The sequence below is a fragment of the Stenotrophomonas sp. YJH_SMC_19 genome (assembly GCF_059367915.1).
In genome coordinates, this window is the sequence record NZ_JCAFRI010000023.1 from 19,048 (window position 1) to 38,557 (window position 19,510).

Sequence of the window (19,510 nt, forward strand, 5' to 3'; positions counted from 1 at the left end):
AACATGTTGGGTAAATTGACGTGGGAGGCCGTGCCACTGCACGAGCCGATCGTCGTGGTCACATTGGCGGCCATGGTGCTGGGCGGCCTCGCGCTGCTCGGCGCGGTGACGTACTTCAAGCTGTGGGGTCCGCTCTGGCGTGACTGGTTCACCACCGTGGACCACAAGAAGATCGGCATCATGTACGTGGTGGTGGCGCTGGTCATGCTGGTGCGTGGCTTTGCCGATGCGCTGATGATGCGCGCGCAGCTGGCGGCGGCCGGGCCGGGCAGTGACGGCTTCCTGCCACCGGAGCACTACGACCAGATCTTCACCGCGCACGGCGTGATCATGATCTTCTTCGTGGCCACCCCGTTCGTGGTCGGACTGATGAACATCATCGTGCCGCTGCAGATCGGCGCGCGCGACATGGCATTCCCGTTCCTCAACGCCTTCAGCTTCTGGATCTTCGTGGTCGGCGCAGCGTTGATGATGATCTCGCTGGGCGTTGGCGAATTCGCCATGACCGGCTGGGTGGCCTATCCGCCGCTGTCGGGCATCGAGTTCAGTCCAGGCGTCGGCGTGGACTACTACATCTGGGCATTGCAGGCTTCGGGCGTCGGCACATTGCTGACCGGCGTCAACCTGTTCATCACCATCCTGCGCATGCGTGCGCCGGGCATGACCCTGATGAAGATGCCGGTGTTCACCTGGACCGTGCTGGTCACCAGCGTGATCATCATCGCCGCCTTCCCGATCCTGACCGTGGCGCTGGGTGCACTCACCCTGGACCGTTACCTGGACTTCAACTTCTACACCAACACGTTGGGTGGCAACCCGATGATGTACGTGAACCTGGTGTGGGCCTGGGGCCATCCGGAGGTGTACATCCTGGTGCTGCCGGCGTTCGGCATCTTCTCTGAAGTGACTGCCACGTTCGCGCGCAAGAAGCTGTTCGGCTACAAGTCGATGGTGGGCGCCACGCTGGCGATCGGCATCCTGTCGTTCATCGTCTGGCTGCACCACTTCTTCACCATGGGCTCCGGTGCCAGCGTCAATGCCTTCTTCGGCATCATGACGATGATCATCGCCATCCCCACCGGCGTGAAGATCTTCACCTGGTTGTTCACCATGTACGGCGGCCGCGTCGAATTCAGCGTGCCGATGCTGTGGACCATCGCCTTCCTGGTCACCTTCACCATCGGTGGCATGACCGGCGTGCTGCTGGCCATCCCGGGCGCCGACTTCCTGCTGCACAACAGCCTGTTCCTGGTCGCGCACTTCCACAACACCATCATCGGCGGCGCGCTGTTCGGCTACCTGGCCGGCTTCGCCTACTGGTTCCCGAAGGTGTTCGGCTTCACCCTCAACGAGCGCCTGGGCAAGTGGTCGTTCGCCTGCTGGGTGATCGGCTTCTACCTGGCCTTCATGCCGCTGTACATGCTGGGCTTCATGGGCATGACCCGCCGCATGAACCAGTACGACAACCCGGCGTGGACGCCGTACCTGATCGCCGCCTTCATCGGTGCACTGTTCGTGTTCGCGGGCATCATCCTGATGCTTGTGCAGATCTACGTGAGCGTGCGCGACCGCAAGCGCAACCTGGACCTGACCGGCGACCCGTGGAACGCACGCACGCTGGAATGGGCCACGCCGTCGCCGCCGCCGTTCTACAACTTCGCCGTGGTGCCCAAGGCCGATGAGCTGGACGCCTTCCACGAAGCGAAGAAGCGCGGCCTGCCGCCGCCGCCGAAGAAGTACGCACCGATCCACATGCCTAAGAACACCGGCGTGCCGCTGGTCCTCAACATCTGGATCCTGGTGCTGTGCTTCGCCCTGGTCTGGCACATCTGGTGGATGGCCGCGGCCAGCTTCATCGCGATGATCGTGACACTGATCGTGCGGTCCTACGACGAGGACGTGGACTACTACGTCAGTTCCGACGAGGTGGCGCGCACCGAAGCGGCCAACCTTGCCAAGCTGAAGGAGGTACGCGCATGAACCTGTTGACCCGCCCCGAGCTGGCCAGCGACACGCAGGCGCACGAGGACCACCACGAGCACGACCACGGCCACGAACAGGGCGGCATGAAGGTGTTCGGCATGTGGGTCTACCTCATGTCCGACCTGGTGCTGTTCGGTTCGCTGTTCGCCTCGTACGCGGTGCTCAGCACCGCCTACGCCGGCGGCCCCACCGGCAAGGACCTGTTCTCGCTGCCGTTCGTGATGGCCGAGACCTTCCTGCTGCTGGTCTCCAGCATCACCTACGGCCAGGCCGTACTGGCGATGCATCGCCACGACACCTCGGCGGTGCTGCGCTGGCTGGGCGTGACCTTCGTGCTCGGTGCCTCGTTCATCGGCATGGAGATCTACGAGTTCTCGCACCTGATCCACGAAGGCGCAGGCCCCAGCACCAGTGCCTACCTGTCGGCGTTCTTCGCGCTGGTCGCCACCCACGGCCTGCACGTGGCCAGCGGCCTGATCTGGATGGCGGTGGTCATGCACCAGGTCTACCGCCGTGGCCTGACCCCGACCAACATCACCCGCGTGTCGTGCCTGAGCCTGTTCTGGCACTTCCTGGACCTGGTGTGGATCTGCGTCTTCACCTTCGTCTATCTGATTGGAGCCTTCTGACATGGCCCACGTCGAAACTTCGCGCGCCGGCAATGCGCACGGCTCCACCAAGTCCTACCTGATCGGCTTCGTGCTATGCGCGCTGCTGACCGTGGTGCCGTTCGCACTGGTGATGAACCCGGTGCTGTCGCGGCCGCTCACGCTGTTCCTGCTGGTTGGCTTCGCGGTGGCGCAGATCCTGGTGCAGCTGGTCTATTTCCTGCACATGGACCGCAAGTCCGAAGGTGGCTGGAACCTGGCCAGCTTCGTGTTCACCCTGGTGATCCTGTTCATCATCGTCGCGTTGTCGGTCTGGATCATCTGGAGCATGCACTACCACATGATGATCAACTGAGCCTGCGAACCGTGAAAGGCATTGCGTTCCCCCAACGTGGCCTGCGGCTGGCCGCAGGCCTGCTGCTCGGCCTGCTGGCCGGCTGCAGTGCGCAGTCGCGCATGGACTTCTACTCCAAGGACATCGCCTGCGAAGAGCTCGGCCAGCAGTGGTCGATGCCCGACAGCCACGGCACCGTGCGCGGCCCGAAGGACCTGCAGGGGCAGGTGACCTATCTGTTCTTCGGTTTCACCAGTTGCCCGGACGTGTGCCCGACCACCATGGTCGAGCTGAGCCAGGTCAAGCACCTGATGGGCAAGGATGCCGACCAGCTGCAGGTGGTGTTCGTCAGCGTTGACCCGGCCCGCGACACCCCGGAGGTTGCGCGGACCTACGTGGAAGCGTTCGACCCCAAGGCAATCGCACTGGTCGGCAACGAAGCACAACTGGCCGCGATGGCCAGCGACTTCAAGGCGTTCTACGAAAAGGAACCCGGTCAGGTACCGGATACCTACACGATGAGCCACATTGCCGGTGGCTACGTGTTCGACCGCCAGGGGCGACTGCGCCTGTTCGCGCCGTACGGCATGCCGGTGGAAAAGCTGTTCTCGGACGTGCAGCGCCTGCTGCTCGAGCCCGGCCACCCGGCCGCCGGCAACGACGCGCTGGCCAGCTGCCACCTCAAGCACAGCGGCACACTCGCCGCCCGCTGACGCCACCTCCACCGCGGTGGGTGCCGACCGTTGGTCGGCACACCCCCACACCAATCCCCGGCCGGCCAGGAGAGCCAGCCGGCCGGGGCACCGCTCAACGCCTTACTTGGTCTCTTCCCACTGCACCACGTCCGGCTCGGTGGCGCGGATACCGGCGGTGGACAGCAGCCTGGTGGTCGCATCCAGTGCCGCGTTCACCGACGGATACTCCACGATGGCCTGGCCCGAAGCCTTCGACACCTTCACCACGGTGCCACCGGTGGCCGTAGCCGCGCGCTGGGCCGATGCCGCATCGGTGAAGAACACCTTGACCCGCGAGGTCGCCACCACCGGCGCTCCGTCGCGGGAGACCGCCGCCGCGAACTTGCCGGCACCGGCATCAGCAGGCGCGGCCGCTGCGCCATCCAGCGAACGCTTGGTACGCGAACTGGTGGTCGCCGCCGCCTGCGGGGTGATCGTGAACTGACCGCCGCTGGCCTGCTTCACGGTGGTCGAGGGGGATAGCTGGAAGCGCGTGCCGCCCACATCGAACGAACGGCCGGTAGCGGAGGCCTTCAGTTCCTGCGCATCCACGGTCGACAGGGTCCTGGCTGGAGGGGTCTGCCCCGAGCTCTGTGCCCAGGCAGGGGAGGTCATCGCCGCGAAGGCGAGCGTGCTCAACAGAATGGTGGTCTTCATCATCAGTGCCCCAGAACGCGGATCTTGAAGAATTCGAGGTTGCCACGCGATGCAGCGGTCGCGGCCTGCCCCATGTCGGTCACTTCCAGCGTCCAGGTGCCGCTGGCACTCTCATCCAGGAAGGCATTGCTGGACAGCAGGTCCCAGCTGGTGAAGTTGCTCTGCGCGCCACCCGTGCCCGAACCGATCGCGGTGAACGCCGGTTGCACCACGCTGCGGGTGCCGCTGGGCGACACCAGCACGAACTGCAGCTGGCGCGTGTTGCGGTGGTTGACCCGGAAGCCCAGCTGCACGCTTTCGATGTTGCGCGCGCCGTTAGCCAACTGGAAGGTCAGGCGTGCGGCGGCAGCCGAGGTGTTGCCGATGGCCACGGTACGCGTAGTGTTGCGCCAGCCGCTGTCGACCAGCGCACCGAGCGACTGGAAGTTCTCGGCCACCTGCACTGCACGTGCAGCGTTGACCACGCCGAAGCCATACCAGTTGCTGTAGGCACGGCCGGCAGCATTCACCGTCCAGCCCGGTACCAGCGTGCGCCCGTCGGCCAGCGTCACCGCCGGCTGGTTCGGGTGGTTGCGGGTGGCGGTGGTGGCCAGGATGTACTTCACATCGCGATAGGACAGGTTCGGATTGGCTTCCAGCACCAGCGCCGCCACGCCCGAGACCATCGGCGCCGACGCCGAGGTGCCGTTCATCTTGGCGGTGTAGTTGCAGGTGCTGTCGATGGCCGACAGGTTGCTGTCCAGCGTGTTCTGGCGGTTGGTGTTCTTGTTGCTGCCCTGCGCGCACCCGGTCACGTCGGTGGTGACGATGGCCGGGTCGTAGGCGCGTGCCACCAGGCCCGGGGCGTACTGCGCCTGCAGGCCGTACTCGCCGCCAAAGGCCGACACCCACAGCGCCGAGCCGGTGGAGGAATACGACGAGCGCACGCCATCGGCGCGCACCGCGCCTACGGTGATGACGTTGAACAGGTTGTTGCGCGGGTCGCGGCCAGCCGGCACGCAGCCGGTGTTGCGGTTCTTGGTGTCGGTGGTGCAGACATCCTGGGTCTGGCTGATCGAGGCATTGTTGAAGTTGTTGCCGGCCGACTTCACGTAGATGCCGCCGCGGCCACCGCGCGTACCCGACAGGGCTTGCTCATACGAACGAATCGTGTTTTCGCTGTACGCCAACGGCAGGTTCGGATTGCCCGGGCCGGCGCCCCAGCTGTTGTTGAACACCTGCACGTCGGCCGACTCCGCGCCGTCCCACCAGGCGTACTCGATGTTGCTCTGCTGGTTGCCCAGGGCTGAGCGCGAAATCGGGTTGAAGCCTTTCAGCGTTGCCGCCGGGGCCACACCGCGCACGCCCAGGTTGTTGGCGCCCACCGCACCGGCGATGCCACCGACCATGGTGCCGTGGTTGTCGACATCCGGGTTGGTCGGGGTGGGGTTGTTCGAGCCATTGGTGAAGTTCTTGCCGGCCACCGCGGCCACGTTGGCCGCCAGGTCCGGATGCGCGATCTGCAGGCCATCGTCGACGATGGCGATGGTGACGCCCTGGCCACGGATGCCATTGCGGAACAGGCCATCCACGTTCAGATCGTTGCCGGCCACTGGCAGTGTATCGGCCGGGACCGTCTGCCCGGTGTTGAGCAGGTGCCACTGGATACCCGCCAGCGGATCAGCCTGTTGGGCCTGGGCGGTGGCGGCCAGGCTGCCCAGCACCAGGGCAGTGGCGAGGGCCAGGCGCGCAGAGCGCGGTGGCGCGGAGCGTTGCGTGTGTCGCTTCATACACGAATCCTTCTGTTGTGAATCGGCATGGCAGGACGGCGGGGCGGAACTACCCCATCGCAACGAGCCAAACGCGACATAACGAAGAACCCCCTACCTCTTCACACAAGCAATGTGCGAATGTGCCAATTGCGTCACAAACGCTTAGTACGTCAGGTTATGACAGGGCATTCGAATGCCTTCACGCCATCTTCGCGCGTCTGCTTCCGGTGCGGGAAACTCGGGTAATCACATGCAAGTGAAGACACATGAAGAATGGACGCCAGCGTGCACGTGCGCGCGCAGACCAGACCCCGCTCTCGGTTGCCGCCATCCGCAAGGTGGTGCTGTCGATGTACCACCGTCGCCACGATTACTGGACCGATGCGGATATCGCCGAGCTGCTGCCGGCGCTAGCCACATTCAATATCACCACGGTCAAACAGTTGCGCTTGCTGATGAAGCGGCACCGACGTGCGCTGCTGCAGGAGGAAAGAGTGAAGATGCGTAGGGCGCAGACACTGCACCTGCTGGCTGAGGATGGTCCCTGTGGCATCGATGTGCACGCCAATACCAGCTTCTACGCCATCGGCGGCCTGGTCCGCACCAGCATGGAACACGAATTCGGCTTCGAGACGATGCTGCCTTTCCACGAGGTGCGCGAGGACGAACCCGCGTAGCGCGGTGCCCTCCCGGCGGATGTGGCAGCCCCGCCGGGGCATCATCGCGCGCCCTCACAGCCCGCTGTGCTACTACAGCCCGTGCACCCTTCCGCACGGAGCACGATGATGGTCAATCCGCTCGCCCAGGCCCATCGCGGGTTCGGCACCACGCTGTTCAGCCTGTTGAACCCGATACCCTTCGGCTTCTTCGTCGGTGCACTGATCTTCGACGCGATCTACCTCAACAGCGCCGAGGTGATGTGGGGCAAGGCCGCCGCCTGGCTGATCACCTTCGGCCTGATGATCGCCATCCTTCCGCGCCTGATCAACCTGTTCGCGGTCTGGCGCCGCAACGGCACGGCCACCCGTATCGACCGCATCGACTTCTTCCTCAACCTGGTCGCGGTGGTGCTGGCCATCTGGAACGCCTTCGTGCACAGCCGCGATGCGTATGCCGTTGCAGTGCCGGGCACGATCCTGTCGGCGCTGACCGTGGCCCTGATCGCGCTGGGCCTGATCCTGCTGTCACTGCAGCCGCTGGTGCTGCAGGGAGGTCGTCATGGCTAAGCACATCCTCCCCACCGTCGCCGCCTTGGCATTGGCCGCCGCCCTGTCGGCCTGCGCCGGCAAGGCCGAGTACCATCCGGCCGACCAGTCGGGCCCGCAGCCGCCGCTGCCCAAGCCGGCCAACTTCCTGATGCCGCCGATGCAGGTGCCCAAGGGCGTCGGCTGGGCTGATGGACAGACCCCCACGGTGGCCGAAGGCCTGAAGATCGAGCGCATCGCCGCCAACCTGCAGCATCCGCGGCGGCTGCTGACCCTGCCCAACGGCGATGTACTGGTGGTGGAAGGCAACGGCCCCGGCGAAGAACCAGTCACCACGCCCAAGCAGTGGATCGCCGGCAAGGTGAAGGCGCGCTCGGGCAAGGCCGGCAAGGGCGGCAACCGGGTCACCCTGCTGCGCCGCACGCCGGGGACGAACACCTGGACCCAGCATGTCTACATCGAAGGCCTGCATTCGCCGTTCGGCATCCAGCTGATCGGCGACACGCTGTACGTGGCCAACACCGGCAACATCATGCAGTACCACTACGTGCCTGGTGAAACCCGCATGTCCGACAAGGGCCGCGAGTTCACCGACCTGCCCAGCACCATCAACCACCACTGGACCAAGGAACTGCTGGCCAGCCGCGATGGCCGCAAGCTCTACGTGGGCGTGGGCTCCAACAGCAACATCACCGAAAATGGTCTGGCCGTCGAGTACCGCCGCGCAGTGGTGCTGGAAGTGGACGTAGCCACCCGTGGCAGCCGTATCTTTGCGTCGGGCATCCGCAACCCGACCGGCCTGGACTGGGAGCCGAGCACTGGCACGTTGTGGGCGGTGGCGAACGAACGCGACGAGATCGGTGCCGACCTGGTGCCTGATTACCTCACCTCGGTGAAGGAGGATGGCTTCTACGGCTGGCCCTACAGCTACTACGGCCAGCACGTGGACGAGCGCGTGCAGCCGCAGCGGCCGGACCTGGTGGCCAAGGCGATCACACCGGACTACGCCATCGGCTCGCACGTAGCACCGCTGGGCCTGTTGTTCTACACCGGCCAGGCATTGCCGGCGCAGTACCACGGCGGCGCCTTCATCGGCGAGCACGGCAGCTGGGACCGCTCGCCGCTGAGTGGTTACGAAGTGGTCTACGTACCGTTCAAGGACGGCAAGCCGACCGGGCGGCCGCAGACCGTGGTCAGCGGCTTCGCCTCGAAGGACGAGAAGACGCTGATGGGTGCGCCGGTGGGCATGGCGATGGACGCCGAAGGCGCGCTGCTGGTGGCCGACGACGTGGGCGACGTGGTGTGGCGGGTGTCGGCCAAGTAGCTGTGTAGCGTCGAGCCATGGCCGAAGAACATCCGGTAGAGTCGACTGTCAGTCGACTCGCGAGCGCAGCGCGTGCTTCACCGGTAAGCAGCGAAGGGCAGCCGACTCCACCCTGTCGAGTCCGCCCTGCCGGTTCTGCCACCGGGTTCAGCGTGCCCGGAACCCGCTGAACACCGACTCGGCGGCAAACCCCATGCCACCCAGCAGCACGCCGAAATACACCACCGTGGCCACCACGAAACCATAACCGGCAGCCACCGCCGCACCATCGCGCTGGATGAAGCCAATCGCAAACGACATCAGTGCCAACGCGGGCAAGGTATTGCTGAAGGGAATCGGCCCGGCCGGCGCCATCAGCAGCAAGGTCGCGAACACCAGCATCAGGTTGTTCAGGCGCATCATCTTCTTCGAGCGCACCATCACCGCCAGCCGCATCGGCCGCGACAACCGCTCCATGCGGTGCACCCACTTCAGCGCACGGCCGAGGTTGGCCTTCAGCTTGTCGGTGGCGATCTCGCGGCGCGCAAGCTTCTGCGGTACCCACAGCGGGCGGTTGCGCACCCGGCTCAGGCCGATCAGCAGGATCGAGGCACCAAACACCGTACTCAGCCCGGGAATCGACACCGGGATGATGAAGATGGCCGAGAGCAGGATCACGATCAGCAACAGGCCTTCATCGCCCAGCGCACTGAGCAGGGTGCCGACACGCACCTGGTCGCCGGGCAGCTCGTCGATCATCTGCTCGATCTGCTGGGCCAGGGGGGCGCTGTCGTCGGTTTCGGGGGCACGGTAGGTCATGCGTCGCAAGCTTCTCCAGGGAAGGGCGGTCAGCGGGCCGTCCTGCGGTGGGGAACGCACAGGCTCCTGCAGTATCCCGGCCAACGTGGGCAAAGAGGTGAACCGGGCATGAGGGGGTAAACTGGCGTGCCCCGCACGAGTTGAACGCAATGGACATGGGCCGCAGGCAATCGACCATCGAACTGGTCGCCATCGACATGGATGGCACCCTGCTGGACCCGTCGCACCAGCTCACCCCACGCGCCAGGAAGGCCATCGCGCAGGCGCGCGCGCTGGGCGTGCACATCGTGCTGACCAGTGGCCGCCCGGTTCCGGGCCTGGCGCCGTACCTGCACGATCTGGGCATCACCGGCAACGACGACTACTGCATCGCCTGCAATGGCGGCCTGGTGCAGCGCATCGGCACGCGCGAAACCGTGGTCGAGTACCCCCTCAGCTTCGACGACTTCCTGTTCTGCGAGCAGGTCGCCCGCGACCTGGGCGTGCACTTCCAGGCGCTGGACAGCCAGCGCATGTACACGCCCAACCAGGACATCAGCTACTACACCGTGGCCGACTCGCATCTTTCGCGGATGCCGCTGTCGTATCGCCGCGTGGAAGACATGGACCCGTCGATGTCCTTCATCAAGCTGATGATGATCGACGCGCCGGACGTGCTGGATGCCGCCATCGCGCGCCTGCCCAGCGAGCTGACCGAGCGCTTCGCGGTACTGAAGAGCGCCCCGTTCTTCCTGGAAGTGTTCGACCACCGCGCCGGCAAGGGCCCGAGCCTGCAGAAGCTGGCCGAGCATCTGGGCATCGACCGCGCCAACGTGATGGCCATCGGCGACCAGGAAAACGATCTGACCATGCTGCAGTACGCCGGTACCAGCGTGGCGATGGGCAATGCCATTGATGCGGTGAAGGCGGTGGCGCGGTTTGAGACCAGCAGCAATGCTGATGACGGCGTGGCGCACGCCATTGAGGCCTACGTATTGCGTTGAGGCGCCAAGCGGCGCTCAGCGCCTCAGGCCCAGCACGCAGTGCGGAGCATCGCGCTGGCTGCGGACGATGATCTCCTGCGCTCCTACGGTGAGCGAATGGTGCTGCTCGTGGTTCCGCGCGATCAATGGCGCACCATGGCTGGGTGGATAGATGAATGGCTGCAGGGTGTAACGCTTAGCCAACCGCTCCAGTGGGAAGCATGGCGTATCCACGAACGTGACGAACATAAGGCGGATTTCATCGTCCTCGCCGCGTATAACGCGATACTCCACGTTATCGATGGCAAAGCCATCGGCGGTCAGCATCGGCTGTGACCGGTAGATGCGCGGTCCTGCATCCTTCTCAAATGAAAACGGCGCGATGATGCCCAGCTCATGCAACTGGGCCGGGCTGATCGGCGACGGCGTGGTGACGAGCGCGTCGATCAGGGCATCCAGACGCTGTGGGGAACGCACTTCAACTCTGTCGTGCGATAGCGCAGTTTCCATGCACGAAAGCAACATCATGCCAACGCTGGCTATTGCTTTCCAGGTGGTCCAGCGGGTCATCAAGGCTCCTGCCAATCTGGAATCGGGTATCTGAAGATACCGGACAGGACGATACCTGCGTATAGCCGCGCTGTACCACGGTGCAATGGCGGATGCGGCAGTGCGATGCAAGAATTTCGCACGTCGAAATCACCCCACCGAATCCCACGGCAGATGATCGTCTTCGTCTGCTGACCGGCGCGCAGCGCGCCGTCACCCCCTCAACGCGATCGCACCGCCAGCCAGGGCGCCGACACCGGTGCTGCAACGCGCTGGGCGTGCGCCTGCGCCGCTCTCTCCCTGCACCTGGATCTGCCCATGAACACCCCACCCACGACGCGCCTCGCCCTGGCCATCATCGCGGCCATCACCGCACCTGCGTACGCCGCAGAAACGCACGATGCCGCGCACGAATCGCCCACCACGCTCAACGCCCTGCAGGTGATCGCCACGCCGCGCGGTGCGGCCGTGGCACCGACCCAGGTGGTCGGCCCCAACCGCTACATCATCAAGGCCGAAGACCTCGACGCGATAGTCACCGGCAACAACGGCCTGGCCATGCTGAAGCAGGTGCCGGGCGCGAGCTATACCGCCACCGATGGGCTGGGCCTGGATATCTCGGCGACCAGCCTGTTCGTGCGCGGCTTCCGCATGAACGAAATGGGCATCACCTTCGAAGGCGTGCCGCTGAACGACAACGGCTTCCTCTCGCTCACCGGCACCAGCGTGGTGAACGTGGGCGTGCCCGATGGCATCGGCGCGATCACGGTCAGCCCCGGTGGCGCACCGGTCAGCGTGTTCTCCAGCAGCGTCAACGGCGGCAGCCTGGAATACCGCCTGCGCGAGCTGCAGGACACGCCCAGCCTGCGCGTGAAGCAGGGCGTGGGCAGCAACAACACGCTGGTCACCACCGTATCCGGGCAGAGCGGCCAGCTCGGCGAGCATGGCCCGAAAGTGCTGGTCGACCTGCAGCGTGTGTCCGCCGACAAGTACCAGGGCGAGGGCACGCAGAACTTCCTGCGCGGCGACCTGAAGCTCCAGCAGGACGTCGCCTGGGGCGATTTCACCGTGTTCCTGTCCGACAGCAAGGCCAAGGTCTGGGGCTACAACAACATCTCCTTCGACATGATCCGCAAGCTGGGCTGGAAGGCCGACATCTTCTACCCTGACTACGCTTGGGCGTACTACGTGGCCTCGCCGGAGAACGCGGACAAATCCTGCGGCGCCTATACCTGTGGTGAGCTGTCCGGGCTGATTCCCTACGACACCGGCCAGAGCACGCGTGACCGCGTGTCCTCGATCAACCACCGCTTCCAGATCACGCCGGCGCTGAGCGGCAACGTGCAGCTGTACAACGCCAACAGCCACACCCAGGCCACGCTGACCGACCCGAACGTGCCGTCGCCCAACGGCGCGCCGTTCTCCGAGCAGGTGCAGACCCCGCGCCTCAACCGGCTGGGCGGCATGCTCAACCTGCAGTTCGAGACCGGCGCGCACACCTTCACCGCCGGTTTCTGGCAGGAGAAGAGCAAGGCCGCCGCCAAGACCGAGTGGTACCAGCAGCCACTGCTGGGCAAGGGCCCGCCGCTGAAGGCCACCGGTCCGTTCGATGTGTACGGTCCCGCGTTCAAGACCGACAACGCATCGAGCTGGGTGACCCGCTCGCGCCAGTTCTACCTGCAGGACGACATCGTGCTGAACGACACACTGAAGCTGGGTGTCGGCTTCAAGGCCGTGGACTTCCGCACCAGCGGCGGCGGTCTCGGTGACGCCAAGGACCGGCCGGTGAACGGCACGCTGCGCGCGAAAAGCAACTTCCTGCCGCATGTCTCGCTGTTCTGGAGCCCGACCGAATCCACCGATGCCTTCATCGACCTGGCCAACACCATGAACGGCTACCGCGTCGCCCAGCGCGGCAACATCGGCTACACCGCCTCGGCGTGGACCATCACCGACCAGGAAGAGTTCGATCGCGTGGCGGGCACGCTGCGTCCGGAGAAGAACTGGAACCTCACCGTGGGCGCGTCGCATCGCTTCGACCGGCTGACGATCACCGGCGACGTGTTCTACAACGACATCCGCAATCGCCTGCTGTCGGCGGCCATCGGCACCCAGTTCGCACAGATCAATACCGTGCGGTTGATGCCGAAGATGCACGTGATCGGTGCCGACCTCGGCATCACCGCCGATCTGACCGACCACCTGCAGTTCTACCAGGGCGTGGCCGTGGCCCGTTCCTACTACGACAGTGACTTCGTGGTGGGCGACACGGTGTACCCGATCAAGGGCAACGCCCAGCCGGGTTACCCGCAGATCTCGCTGGTCAGCGACCTGTCGGCGCATTTCGGCGATTGGCGTTTTGGTGCCACCAGCACCTCCTACCTGCGCCAGCCCTTCACCTACGAGAACGACATCCGCGTGCCGACGTTCTGGCAGGTCAATACCTATGCCGCCTACCGCTTCGGTACGGACAGCGCGGTGCCCGGCCTGGAGCTGCGGCTGGACGTGAGCAACCTGTTCAACCGCCACAACATCGGCACCGCCACCATTGCAGGCTCGTCATTCTCGGGGGATTACCAGACCCTGCAGCGCAGCGCGCCACGGCAGCTGATGTTCAGTACCTCGATGACGTTCTGAGGCAACGAAGGCCGGGGTCAGAGCCCTTTGCTGCGCAAAGGGATCCGACCCCGCAGCCATCCCGTGATCGGGGTCAGATCCCTTTGCGCAGCAAAGGGCTCTGACCCCAGACCCAGCTTTGCGCGGCCGGCAGCGATTTTCCGGCAACGACGCAAGGTTCCCACAATGTTGCTGGGTCATCCTGTTGGCATGGCACAGCACAACCCGCGAACCCTGCTGTTCGGCATCCGGGGCCCAGGACGGCTCCGGCAGGTGCCGTCCGTGACGCCTGTGATCGACCTGCAGGCCGAGTACCAGTTCTGGCACGTCTACGAGCGCGTGGTCCGTCCGTTGCCCGGTGGGGGGCTGCGGCTGGCCTGGCTGGTGTGCCAGAAGGTTTACCGGGACCGGTGGCAGCACCCGGACGACAGCGACGAGGCGGCGTTGTCGCGGGTGCTGTTTGGCGGGAACATGACGGCTGACCGGGCGTCGGAGCTGGCGGAGCTCCATGCGCTGGTCAGCCGTCGGGTGGCGCTGCTGGCGAAGCGGGGGCGGGTGGATTCCGCGGCGTGATGGCGGGGGCGGCATTAGCGCCGCCAGGCGGCCATGACCCGCTCCTGGTAGAGTCGACTGTTAGTCGACTGCTCTTCGCGTCGGCCCACCAAGATACCGCGCTTCGCGCGCGAGTCGACTAACAGTCGACTCTACCAACGACCACTCGGGACGGTGCTTCTAGGGCTTTCCCCGGTCCAACTGCCGGTAACCAATAGCCTCAGCCAGATGCGCTGTCTGGATCACTTCGCAACCCGCCAGATCAGCAATCGTGCGCGCCACCCGCAGAATCCGGTGCATCGCACGTGCCGAAAGCTGCAGACGCTCGATGGCCTGCTCCAACAGATCCTGATCGGCCTCGCTCAGCTTCGTGCACGCCCGCAGCGCCGCTGGCGGCAGATGCGCATTGAGCGCGCCACGCGCCTGCTGCCGGGCGTGGGCGGCTTCCACCCGTGCGCGTACCGCAGCACTGGGCTCACCCAGCGGCGTGCTCTCCCGCAGCTCCACCGCGTCCATCCGCGTCACGCCGATATGCAGATCGATGCGGTCCAGCAACGGACCGGACACCCGTGCGCGATAGCGGTTGATCCGTTCATCGCTGCACAGGCAGCGGTTGCTGCGATCACCGGCCCAGCCGCACGGGCAGGGATTCATCGCGGCCACCAGTTGGAACCGCGCGGGGTACTGCACGCTGCGTGCCGCGCGGGCGATGCGGATGTGGCCGGACTCCAGTGGCTCGCGCAGGGTTTCCAGTGCGCTGCGGTTCCACTCTGGAATTAGAGTAGCATCGTACATGTCAACCCTTTCTAGGAGCGTATCGTGCATTTACTGCGGACCTCTAGGGTGCCGACAGTCGAGCTCAATAAGCTCGTTCCCGCAGCCGCGGCGATCGCGAATGATCTGACTCCAAGGTTGCAGCCCAGCTTTCCACTTCTTATCCAAGACGACGGGCATCTTCATTGGGGCGCCTTTGCCTTCCTTCTAGACACGTTTCGACTTGACTCCACCCGAAATAGGGAGAGAACACTCTCCACATATGCCGAGGGGTTGAAGAGCTGGCTAGAGTTCGTCGAACGAAGCAATGGAGAATGGACAAGGCCGACCGCGGTCCTCCTCAGTGAGTACCGGCGCTACTTATCGTCAGACCCTAACCGAAAAAAGAGATTGTCCAGCGAAACGGTCAATCTTCGTACAACAACGGTTCGAGAGTTCTACAAGTTCCTGCGCTACTGGGATGGGGCGGGTCTATCTGATTCCTATGGAGATTGGGACGCCGAGCCCATCACCCAGTTTCTCGCTCGAACGAGTCGACTTCGTCGAGCGAAAGGCTACAAAAGGAAGTTGCGTGCTTTGAGTGCGGAAGAGACGTCGCTGATCGCTACCAACCTCAAAATGCCGTATTCCCTCATGTTCCTTTGGACCCTCGGTACCGGTGCGCGCCGCACAACTATTGCCAATCTGGAGATGGCACAGCTCCCTAAAGCTATACTCAGAATTAACTACGTGGAGACAGAAACAAAGGGCGGCAAGATCATCAACCTCGTCGTTACGGCTCGCCTGGCGCAGATGACGCTCGATTATTGTCAGACCTTGAGGCACAAGGCCCTAGTCAAGTCTTCCAAGAATCAAGAGCGGATCTTTCTGAACTCAAAGGGAAGTCCGGTTACCTCAAAGTCCTACTATCAGGCGTTCAGGAGGGTGGCGAACAGACTTGGTCTAAAAGTGACACCCCACATGGCAAGGCATACCTTTGCTGCGAACATGGAGAGTCGCCTTGCAGATATGGAGCGACGGGGGGCAAGCATCAACCCCATCAAAGTCATTCAGCACCTACTCGCGCACAACAGCGCGGAGACTACGGAGCTGTATCTCGCCTCTGTTAGTTCAATTGATGCAGGCACGCTTCGGGCGATTCTGGAGACTGAGGAGGCCTTGGCTTGAGAGCGCATGAATCCGTCAGCTTTGCTGGTGATGAACCCGGAGATCCTCCGGACAGCTACGACTTCTCGAGCTTGGGTCTACCCGGCACGCCCTCGCGTACGCTGCTTGCCGCCTTCTCCGGGGTAACTTCTACGTATAGGGTTGCGAGTCGGAAGCAGGCATGGGCATCCCTCCGAAAGTTCGCAAAGTTCCTCAATGAGACTAAGGGCGATCCCTGGAAGAACATGCTGTCCTGCACAGTCTCACAGAAGTACGAGGAGTGGCTAAAGAATGCACTGCTGTTGAAGACTGGTGGCAGCCACTACAACTTCCTGCGATTGCTCTACGCATGGCTTGGAGCAAACGACGCATCAAGATCTGTGGTATGGATGAATGTCCACTTTCCTGTCGGTCGCTTTGGCCGAGAAGAAGAGTGTCCTAGACAGAATATCCTCTCGCCTGATGAGCTTCGGAGTGTCCTCGTCGCGTCCAAGAGAGGCATTGACGACGTCAGGTCGCGCATGGGCGCAATGACCGCCTTGGCCAGCGGAGCGCAAGTTCCGGGCGTGTCTACGCGGGATAGAGAGGTCTTGGATCGAATGCGTGAGGGAGTGGCAAATGGAATCTTTGGAAAGCGAAGGCTCTGTGACGCCGGGTACGCAAGTCATCGCAGTAGATATCGAGCTCTAAAGAAGTATCTTCACCTCGAGATATGCGACTACATCCCATACATCGTGTACATGACGATTGAGACTGGAGCGAATCCTGGAGGGCTGATGTCACTGCGCGTGGACTGCATCAGAGATCACGCCGTTGATCCTCTCAAGAAGGTGCTCACTTGGGATAAATTCCGGGCAACAAAGCAGAGCTCCTCCACCGTAACTGCTGAAGGCGCTTACGCCATACCTACGCTGATCGCAGAGCTGATCGAGTTCACGTCTTCATTAAGGCTATTCGCCGGAGCTCGCGCCGACAGGGTGTTTCTTAGCCATTGTAGAGGGCGGATAGATCGAGCCTCGGTGCAGGGATGGCACCACGAACTCGAGAAATTCATTGAGCGTCACGGACTTCCAGATTTCAACTTTGTTGACTTGAGGTTGTCTGGTGCAAGGATTCTTGGCAATGGGGGCGCTCGCATTGAGCAGATACAGTCGAAGCTTCAACATAAGCGGTCCAGTACGACTGCTCTATACATCAGATCGCCGGAACGCAGGGGAATGGCCCGTGAAAAGCTCTTGGGATTCATGGGGAAAATTGTCCAGTCGGCAAATGACTTGAGACGCTCACCCAAGCACTACAAGACTGCTCAAGGATACGACTGCGTCAACGCCACTTCCGGTGAAGCTCCTGGTTCTAGAAGAGGGAGGAAGTGCACAGATTTCCTGCACTGCGCGTTCTGCCCTAATAGCGTCGCAGTTCTCGATAGCCCGCGTCACGTTGCGCGGATGGTCGCTGCAAACCGCGAGCTTGACGCCATGAAGGCGTTGGCGGAGTCGTCAAGCGATGCTTCGGCTAGGTATCGCTATGCGTACGAAGGGGCGCACTGTATTCTCGCGGCCCTGTTGAGTAGGGTTACCAAAGACGTGCTTCTAGCGGCAGAGAAGCTTTCTGTATCTATCCCTATCATCGGACTGGAGTAGGTATGACGTACTCGCGGGCTTCGAAGTCGTCAATTGCTGAGGCCGGCCCTGAGGGCATCAACCTTGAGTCCTTTGGAATTAACTTTGAAGACGACGAGTGGGTTCTTAGAAGGCAGCTCACCGATGGCATCGTTGAGAATTTACGGCTGAACTTCTCTCACGTAGCACTCGGTTGGAAAGAGCCCATCAAGCGGTACATCGCGCATGCAATGCTTGGCCGGCTGGCGCGATCGACACGGTATGCTCACGTGATCTACGAGCGATACATCGTTCTGCGGAGCTTCGCAGACTGGTGCTATCAGCAAGGCGTGGATAGTCCGCAGGATCTGGGTGTCGAGCTCGTCTCTCTTTGGACAGCTGCCAGTCGGGTGACTGGGAGATGGAAGGCCGGTGCGACTCGAACGCGAGCAAAATTCATCGAAGTTGAAGACTTTCTGCTTAACGAGGAAGGGCTATCCCCAGATCTCTGCGCCGAGATCATCCGGGTGGGTCGGCGATTGGCAAGGGAAGCGTCGCTCGCGGCGAGTAGAAGGTCCACGTCAATCGACGTGGCAGAGGAACAGTCCCTCGTTTTCCTGGCTGATGCGATTAGGTTGGTGGAGGAGGATGGCGCTGCGATTGCAACGTTCTTGGAGCTTGCAGCCTCTTTGGAGGTTGGCAGATTGACGTCGGGTGGTAGAAGGACTGCGGCGTTCCGCCAGCGAAAGAGGGATCTCCCCATCCCTCCCTTCAGATCGGCAGCACTCAGATACCTGGATCCTCGCGAGGGTTCCGATGAGCAACGCATGCTCAAAATTGCTGAAGGGGCAGCCGTTCTCATTATCGCAATGCTTAGCTCGATGAGGCCCTCCGAAATCAGAAGGCTCACAACGATGAGTGCGAAGCCCATCGATGACCTTGAGAGCGTGGGCTCATCAGGATCCTCCGCGATTATTGCGGGCGTTCTAAGCAAGTCGCGAAGGCGTCATGAATGGGTAGCGGCGCCTGCGGTACTCAAGGCCATAGAGCTGGTTGATCGTCTTGGTCGACCTATCCGTGAGGAGGTCGGCACCAACGCGCTATTCGTGCTGGCGATGTATAGAGGTCGCAGACGGGCCGCGGCGCGAGACGTACATCGAGTAGCTAGGGTTGACAGGTACTCGGCGCTAAGATCCAGCATGAGAGCTTTCGTAGAGGCGAGCATGCCTGGGTTCGACACGAGCAAGATCACATTTCGCCTTATGCGCAAGTTCTTGGCGCGCTTCATCGCTAGGCGTGATCGCTCTAGCTTAGGCGCACTGGCTTATCAGTACGGTCATTTGGAAACCAAGATAACTGATACGTACTACGTCGGCCTGGATTCCGAGCTATCCACGCTGCTCGCAGAGGAGAATGCCAACGAGGTTGTTGGTGCCATGGATGACTTGATCAGCTCAGAGTCGATATACACGAACTTGCCCACATCTGCGGTCGCTGAAAGTCTATCGCGGATAGGTGATGTCCTGGAGCGCGCATCGACTAGCTCTGAGGTGATGAAGTTGCTTGGCTCGGGCGTGGTTCTTGGCCCGTGTGACTGGGGCTACTGTTTCTATCGTGAGAATCGAAGCAGATGTGAGGGGGACGGAAGTGGGCCAAATCCCGCGAAGCGTAGTCCGTCGACCTGCGCGGGTTGCCTGAACTTCACAGCCACGGCAAAACATGCTCCTTGGTGGGAGCTGCGCAGGCAAGATCTGGTTAGCTTCCTAAGCCTGCGGGGAATTCCTGAGCAGTCACGTCTCATTGCCCAGGAACGTCTTGCCTCAGTGCAGCTGATCCTGAATCATATCGGAGCTGAAAAATGATGCGCCAGAAGGTGCTTACGGAGACTCAAGCACAAATTGCTCACTGGAAGCGCGGCG

The 19,510-nt window shown here is 62.8% G+C and carries 17 protein-coding genes and 1 pseudogene; 13 read left to right on the plus strand and 5 right to left on the minus strand.

Translation table 11 applies throughout. The features are described 5' to 3' along the window. Positions 1-3: 3 nt before the first annotated feature. From cyoB to AC5P5R_RS18700, 4 genes are read left to right on the plus strand one after another with little or no spacing between them, the layout of a single operon-like run. Positions 4-1,980: a cytochrome o ubiquinol oxidase subunit I gene (gene cyoB, locus AC5P5R_RS18685; RefSeq protein ID WP_043034249.1), complete on the plus strand. Its 1,977-nt coding sequence runs from the start codon at positions 4-6 to the stop codon at positions 1,978-1,980. After that, positions 1,977-2,612, plus strand: a complete 636-nt coding sequence (cyoC, locus tag AC5P5R_RS18690) for a cytochrome o ubiquinol oxidase subunit III (protein WP_080281857.1) — start codon at positions 1,977-1,979, stop codon at positions 2,610-2,612. The genes cyoB and cyoC overlap by 4 nt, the downstream gene beginning before the upstream one ends. A 1-nt stretch (position 2,613) precedes the next feature. After that, complete coding sequence (cyoD, locus tag AC5P5R_RS18695; protein ID WP_005411473.1) at positions 2,614-2,946, plus strand: cytochrome o ubiquinol oxidase subunit IV; 333 nt, start codon at positions 2,614-2,616, stop codon at positions 2,944-2,946. 11 nt (positions 2,947-2,957) lie between these two features. Beyond that, positions 2,958-3,638: an SCO family protein gene (locus tag AC5P5R_RS18700; RefSeq protein WP_099472681.1), complete on the plus strand. Its 681-nt coding sequence runs from the start codon at positions 2,958-2,960 to the stop codon at positions 3,636-3,638. Between the two features lie 102 nt (positions 3,639-3,740). Here AC5P5R_RS18700 and AC5P5R_RS18705 read toward each other — a convergent pair whose 3' ends face one another. Together AC5P5R_RS18705 and AC5P5R_RS18710 are read right to left on the minus strand one after the other, a co-directional pair. Then, positions 3,741-4,319, minus strand: a complete 579-nt coding sequence (locus tag AC5P5R_RS18705) for a hypothetical protein (RefSeq protein WP_005414757.1) — start codon at positions 4,317-4,319, stop codon at positions 3,741-3,743. After that, entirely contained in the window at positions 4,319-6,085 is a 1,767-nt protein-coding gene (locus AC5P5R_RS18710) for a S8 family serine peptidase (RefSeq protein ID WP_043034251.1), read from the minus strand. The genes AC5P5R_RS18705 and AC5P5R_RS18710 overlap by 1 nt, the downstream gene beginning before the upstream one ends. Before the next feature lie 248 nt (positions 6,086-6,333). On the opposite strand from AC5P5R_RS18710, the gene AC5P5R_RS18715 reads away from it, so the two are divergent. From AC5P5R_RS18715 to AC5P5R_RS18725, 3 genes are all read left to right on the plus strand, one after another. Continuing rightward, the gene (locus AC5P5R_RS18715; RefSeq protein ID WP_043034252.1) at positions 6,334-6,744 is read left to right on the plus strand and encodes a hypothetical protein; all 411 of its coding nucleotides are present in this window, start codon (positions 6,334-6,336) and stop codon (positions 6,742-6,744) included. Positions 6,745-6,852: 108 nt separating this feature from the next. After that, positions 6,853-7,293 carry a DUF2231 domain-containing protein gene (locus AC5P5R_RS18720; RefSeq protein WP_043034253.1) on the plus strand — a complete coding sequence of 147 codons (441 nt, stop codon included), beginning with the start codon at positions 6,853-6,855 and terminating at the stop codon, positions 7,291-7,293. Continuing rightward, positions 7,286-8,596 carry a PQQ-dependent sugar dehydrogenase gene (locus AC5P5R_RS18725; RefSeq protein ID WP_043034254.1) on the plus strand — a complete coding sequence of 437 codons (1,311 nt, stop codon included), beginning with the start codon at positions 7,286-7,288 and terminating at the stop codon, positions 8,594-8,596. Before AC5P5R_RS18720 ends, AC5P5R_RS18725 begins: the two co-directional genes overlap by 8 nt. 147 nt (positions 8,597-8,743) lie before the next feature. On the opposite strand, the gene AC5P5R_RS18730 is transcribed toward AC5P5R_RS18725, so the two are convergent. After that, entirely contained in the window at positions 8,744-9,394 is a 651-nt protein-coding gene (locus AC5P5R_RS18730; RefSeq protein WP_012481491.1) for an exopolysaccharide biosynthesis protein, read from the minus strand. A gap of 149 nt (positions 9,395-9,543) precedes the next feature. Here AC5P5R_RS18730 and yidA point away from each other — a divergent pair, with 149 nt between their 5' ends. Further along, positions 9,544-10,377 (plus strand): sugar-phosphatase, encoded by an 834-nt coding sequence (gene yidA, locus AC5P5R_RS18735; protein WP_043034255.1) that lies wholly within the window; start codon positions 9,544-9,546, stop codon positions 10,375-10,377. Positions 10,378-10,392: 15 nt separating this feature from the next. Here the strand turns inward: yidA and AC5P5R_RS18740 are convergent, their stop codons facing one another. After that, positions 10,393-10,926, minus strand: coding sequence for a hypothetical protein (locus tag AC5P5R_RS18740; protein WP_224119301.1), 534 nt, complete (start codon positions 10,924-10,926; stop codon positions 10,393-10,395). 297 nt (positions 10,927-11,223) lie between these two features. Between AC5P5R_RS18740 and AC5P5R_RS18745 the strand changes: the two genes are divergently transcribed. Both AC5P5R_RS18745 and AC5P5R_RS18750 read left to right on the plus strand, forming a co-directional pair. Next, complete coding sequence (locus tag AC5P5R_RS18745; RefSeq protein ID WP_099472685.1) at positions 11,224-13,542, plus strand: TonB-dependent receptor; 2,319 nt, start codon at positions 11,224-11,226, stop codon at positions 13,540-13,542. Between the two features lie 165 nt (positions 13,543-13,707). Beyond that, the gene (locus tag AC5P5R_RS18750; RefSeq protein WP_099472686.1) at positions 13,708-14,094 is read left to right on the plus strand and encodes a hypothetical protein; all 387 of its coding nucleotides are present in this window, start codon (positions 13,708-13,710) and stop codon (positions 14,092-14,094) included. Between the two features lie 159 nt (positions 14,095-14,253). On the opposite strand, the pseudogene AC5P5R_RS18755 reads toward AC5P5R_RS18750, so the two are convergent. Then, a pseudogene (locus tag AC5P5R_RS18755) lies at positions 14,254-14,850 on the minus strand (ATP-binding protein); the annotation flags it as partial. 66 nt (positions 14,851-14,916) lie between these two features. Here AC5P5R_RS18755 and AC5P5R_RS18760 point away from each other — a divergent pair. The 3 genes from AC5P5R_RS18760 to AC5P5R_RS18770 are packed head-to-tail and all read left to right on the plus strand — an operon-like array spanning position 14,917 to position 19,453. Then, entirely contained in the window at positions 14,917-16,014 is a 1,098-nt protein-coding gene (locus AC5P5R_RS18760; RefSeq protein WP_164281653.1) for a tyrosine-type recombinase/integrase, read from the plus strand. Continuing rightward, on the plus strand, positions 16,011-17,633 hold the full coding sequence (locus tag AC5P5R_RS18765; protein ID WP_164281652.1) for a tyrosine-type recombinase/integrase: 1,623 nt from the start codon (positions 16,011-16,013) through the stop codon (positions 17,631-17,633). The genes AC5P5R_RS18760 and AC5P5R_RS18765 overlap by 4 nt, the downstream gene beginning before the upstream one ends. A 2-nt stretch (positions 17,634-17,635) precedes the next feature. Next, complete coding sequence (locus tag AC5P5R_RS18770; RefSeq protein WP_164281651.1) at positions 17,636-19,453, plus strand: hypothetical protein; 1,818 nt, start codon at positions 17,636-17,638, stop codon at positions 19,451-19,453. Positions 19,454-19,510: the final 57 nt, after the last annotated feature.

Coding starts and splice junctions, on each gene's coding strand:
- AC5P5R_RS18730 (WP_012481491.1), bottom strand. CDS start 9,394: ATGACCTACCGTGCCCCCGAAACCGACGACAGCGCCCCCCTGGCCCAG.
- AC5P5R_RS18750 (WP_099472686.1), top strand. CDS start 13,708: ATGTTGCTGGGTCATCCTGTTGGCATGGCACAGCACAACCCGCGAACC.
- cyoB (WP_043034249.1), top strand. CDS start 4: ATGTTGGGTAAATTGACGTGGGAGGCCGTGCCACTGCACGAGCCGATC.
- yidA (WP_043034255.1), top strand. CDS start 9,544: ATGGACATGGGCCGCAGGCAATCGACCATCGAACTGGTCGCCATCGAC.
- AC5P5R_RS18770 (WP_164281651.1), top strand. CDS start 17,636: ATGACGTACTCGCGGGCTTCGAAGTCGTCAATTGCTGAGGCCGGCCCT.
- AC5P5R_RS18745 (WP_099472685.1), top strand. CDS start 11,224: ATGAACACCCCACCCACGACGCGCCTCGCCCTGGCCATCATCGCGGCC.
- AC5P5R_RS18705 (WP_005414757.1), bottom strand. CDS start 4,319: ATGATGAAGACCACCATTCTGTTGAGCACGCTCGCCTTCGCGGCGATG.
- AC5P5R_RS18725 (WP_043034254.1), top strand. CDS start 7,286: ATGGCTAAGCACATCCTCCCCACCGTCGCCGCCTTGGCATTGGCCGCC.
- AC5P5R_RS18710 (WP_043034251.1), bottom strand. CDS start 6,085: ATGAAGCGACACACGCAACGCTCCGCGCCACCGCGCTCTGCGCGCCTG.
- cyoC (WP_080281857.1), top strand. CDS start 1,977: ATGAACCTGTTGACCCGCCCCGAGCTGGCCAGCGACACGCAGGCGCAC.
- AC5P5R_RS18720 (WP_043034253.1), top strand. CDS start 6,853: ATGGTCAATCCGCTCGCCCAGGCCCATCGCGGGTTCGGCACCACGCTG.
- cyoD (WP_005411473.1), top strand. CDS start 2,614: ATGGCCCACGTCGAAACTTCGCGCGCCGGCAATGCGCACGGCTCCACC.
- AC5P5R_RS18715 (WP_043034252.1), top strand. CDS start 6,334: ATGAAGAATGGACGCCAGCGTGCACGTGCGCGCGCAGACCAGACCCCG.
- AC5P5R_RS18740 (WP_224119301.1), bottom strand. CDS start 10,926: ATGACCCGCTGGACCACCTGGAAAGCAATAGCCAGCGTTGGCATGATG.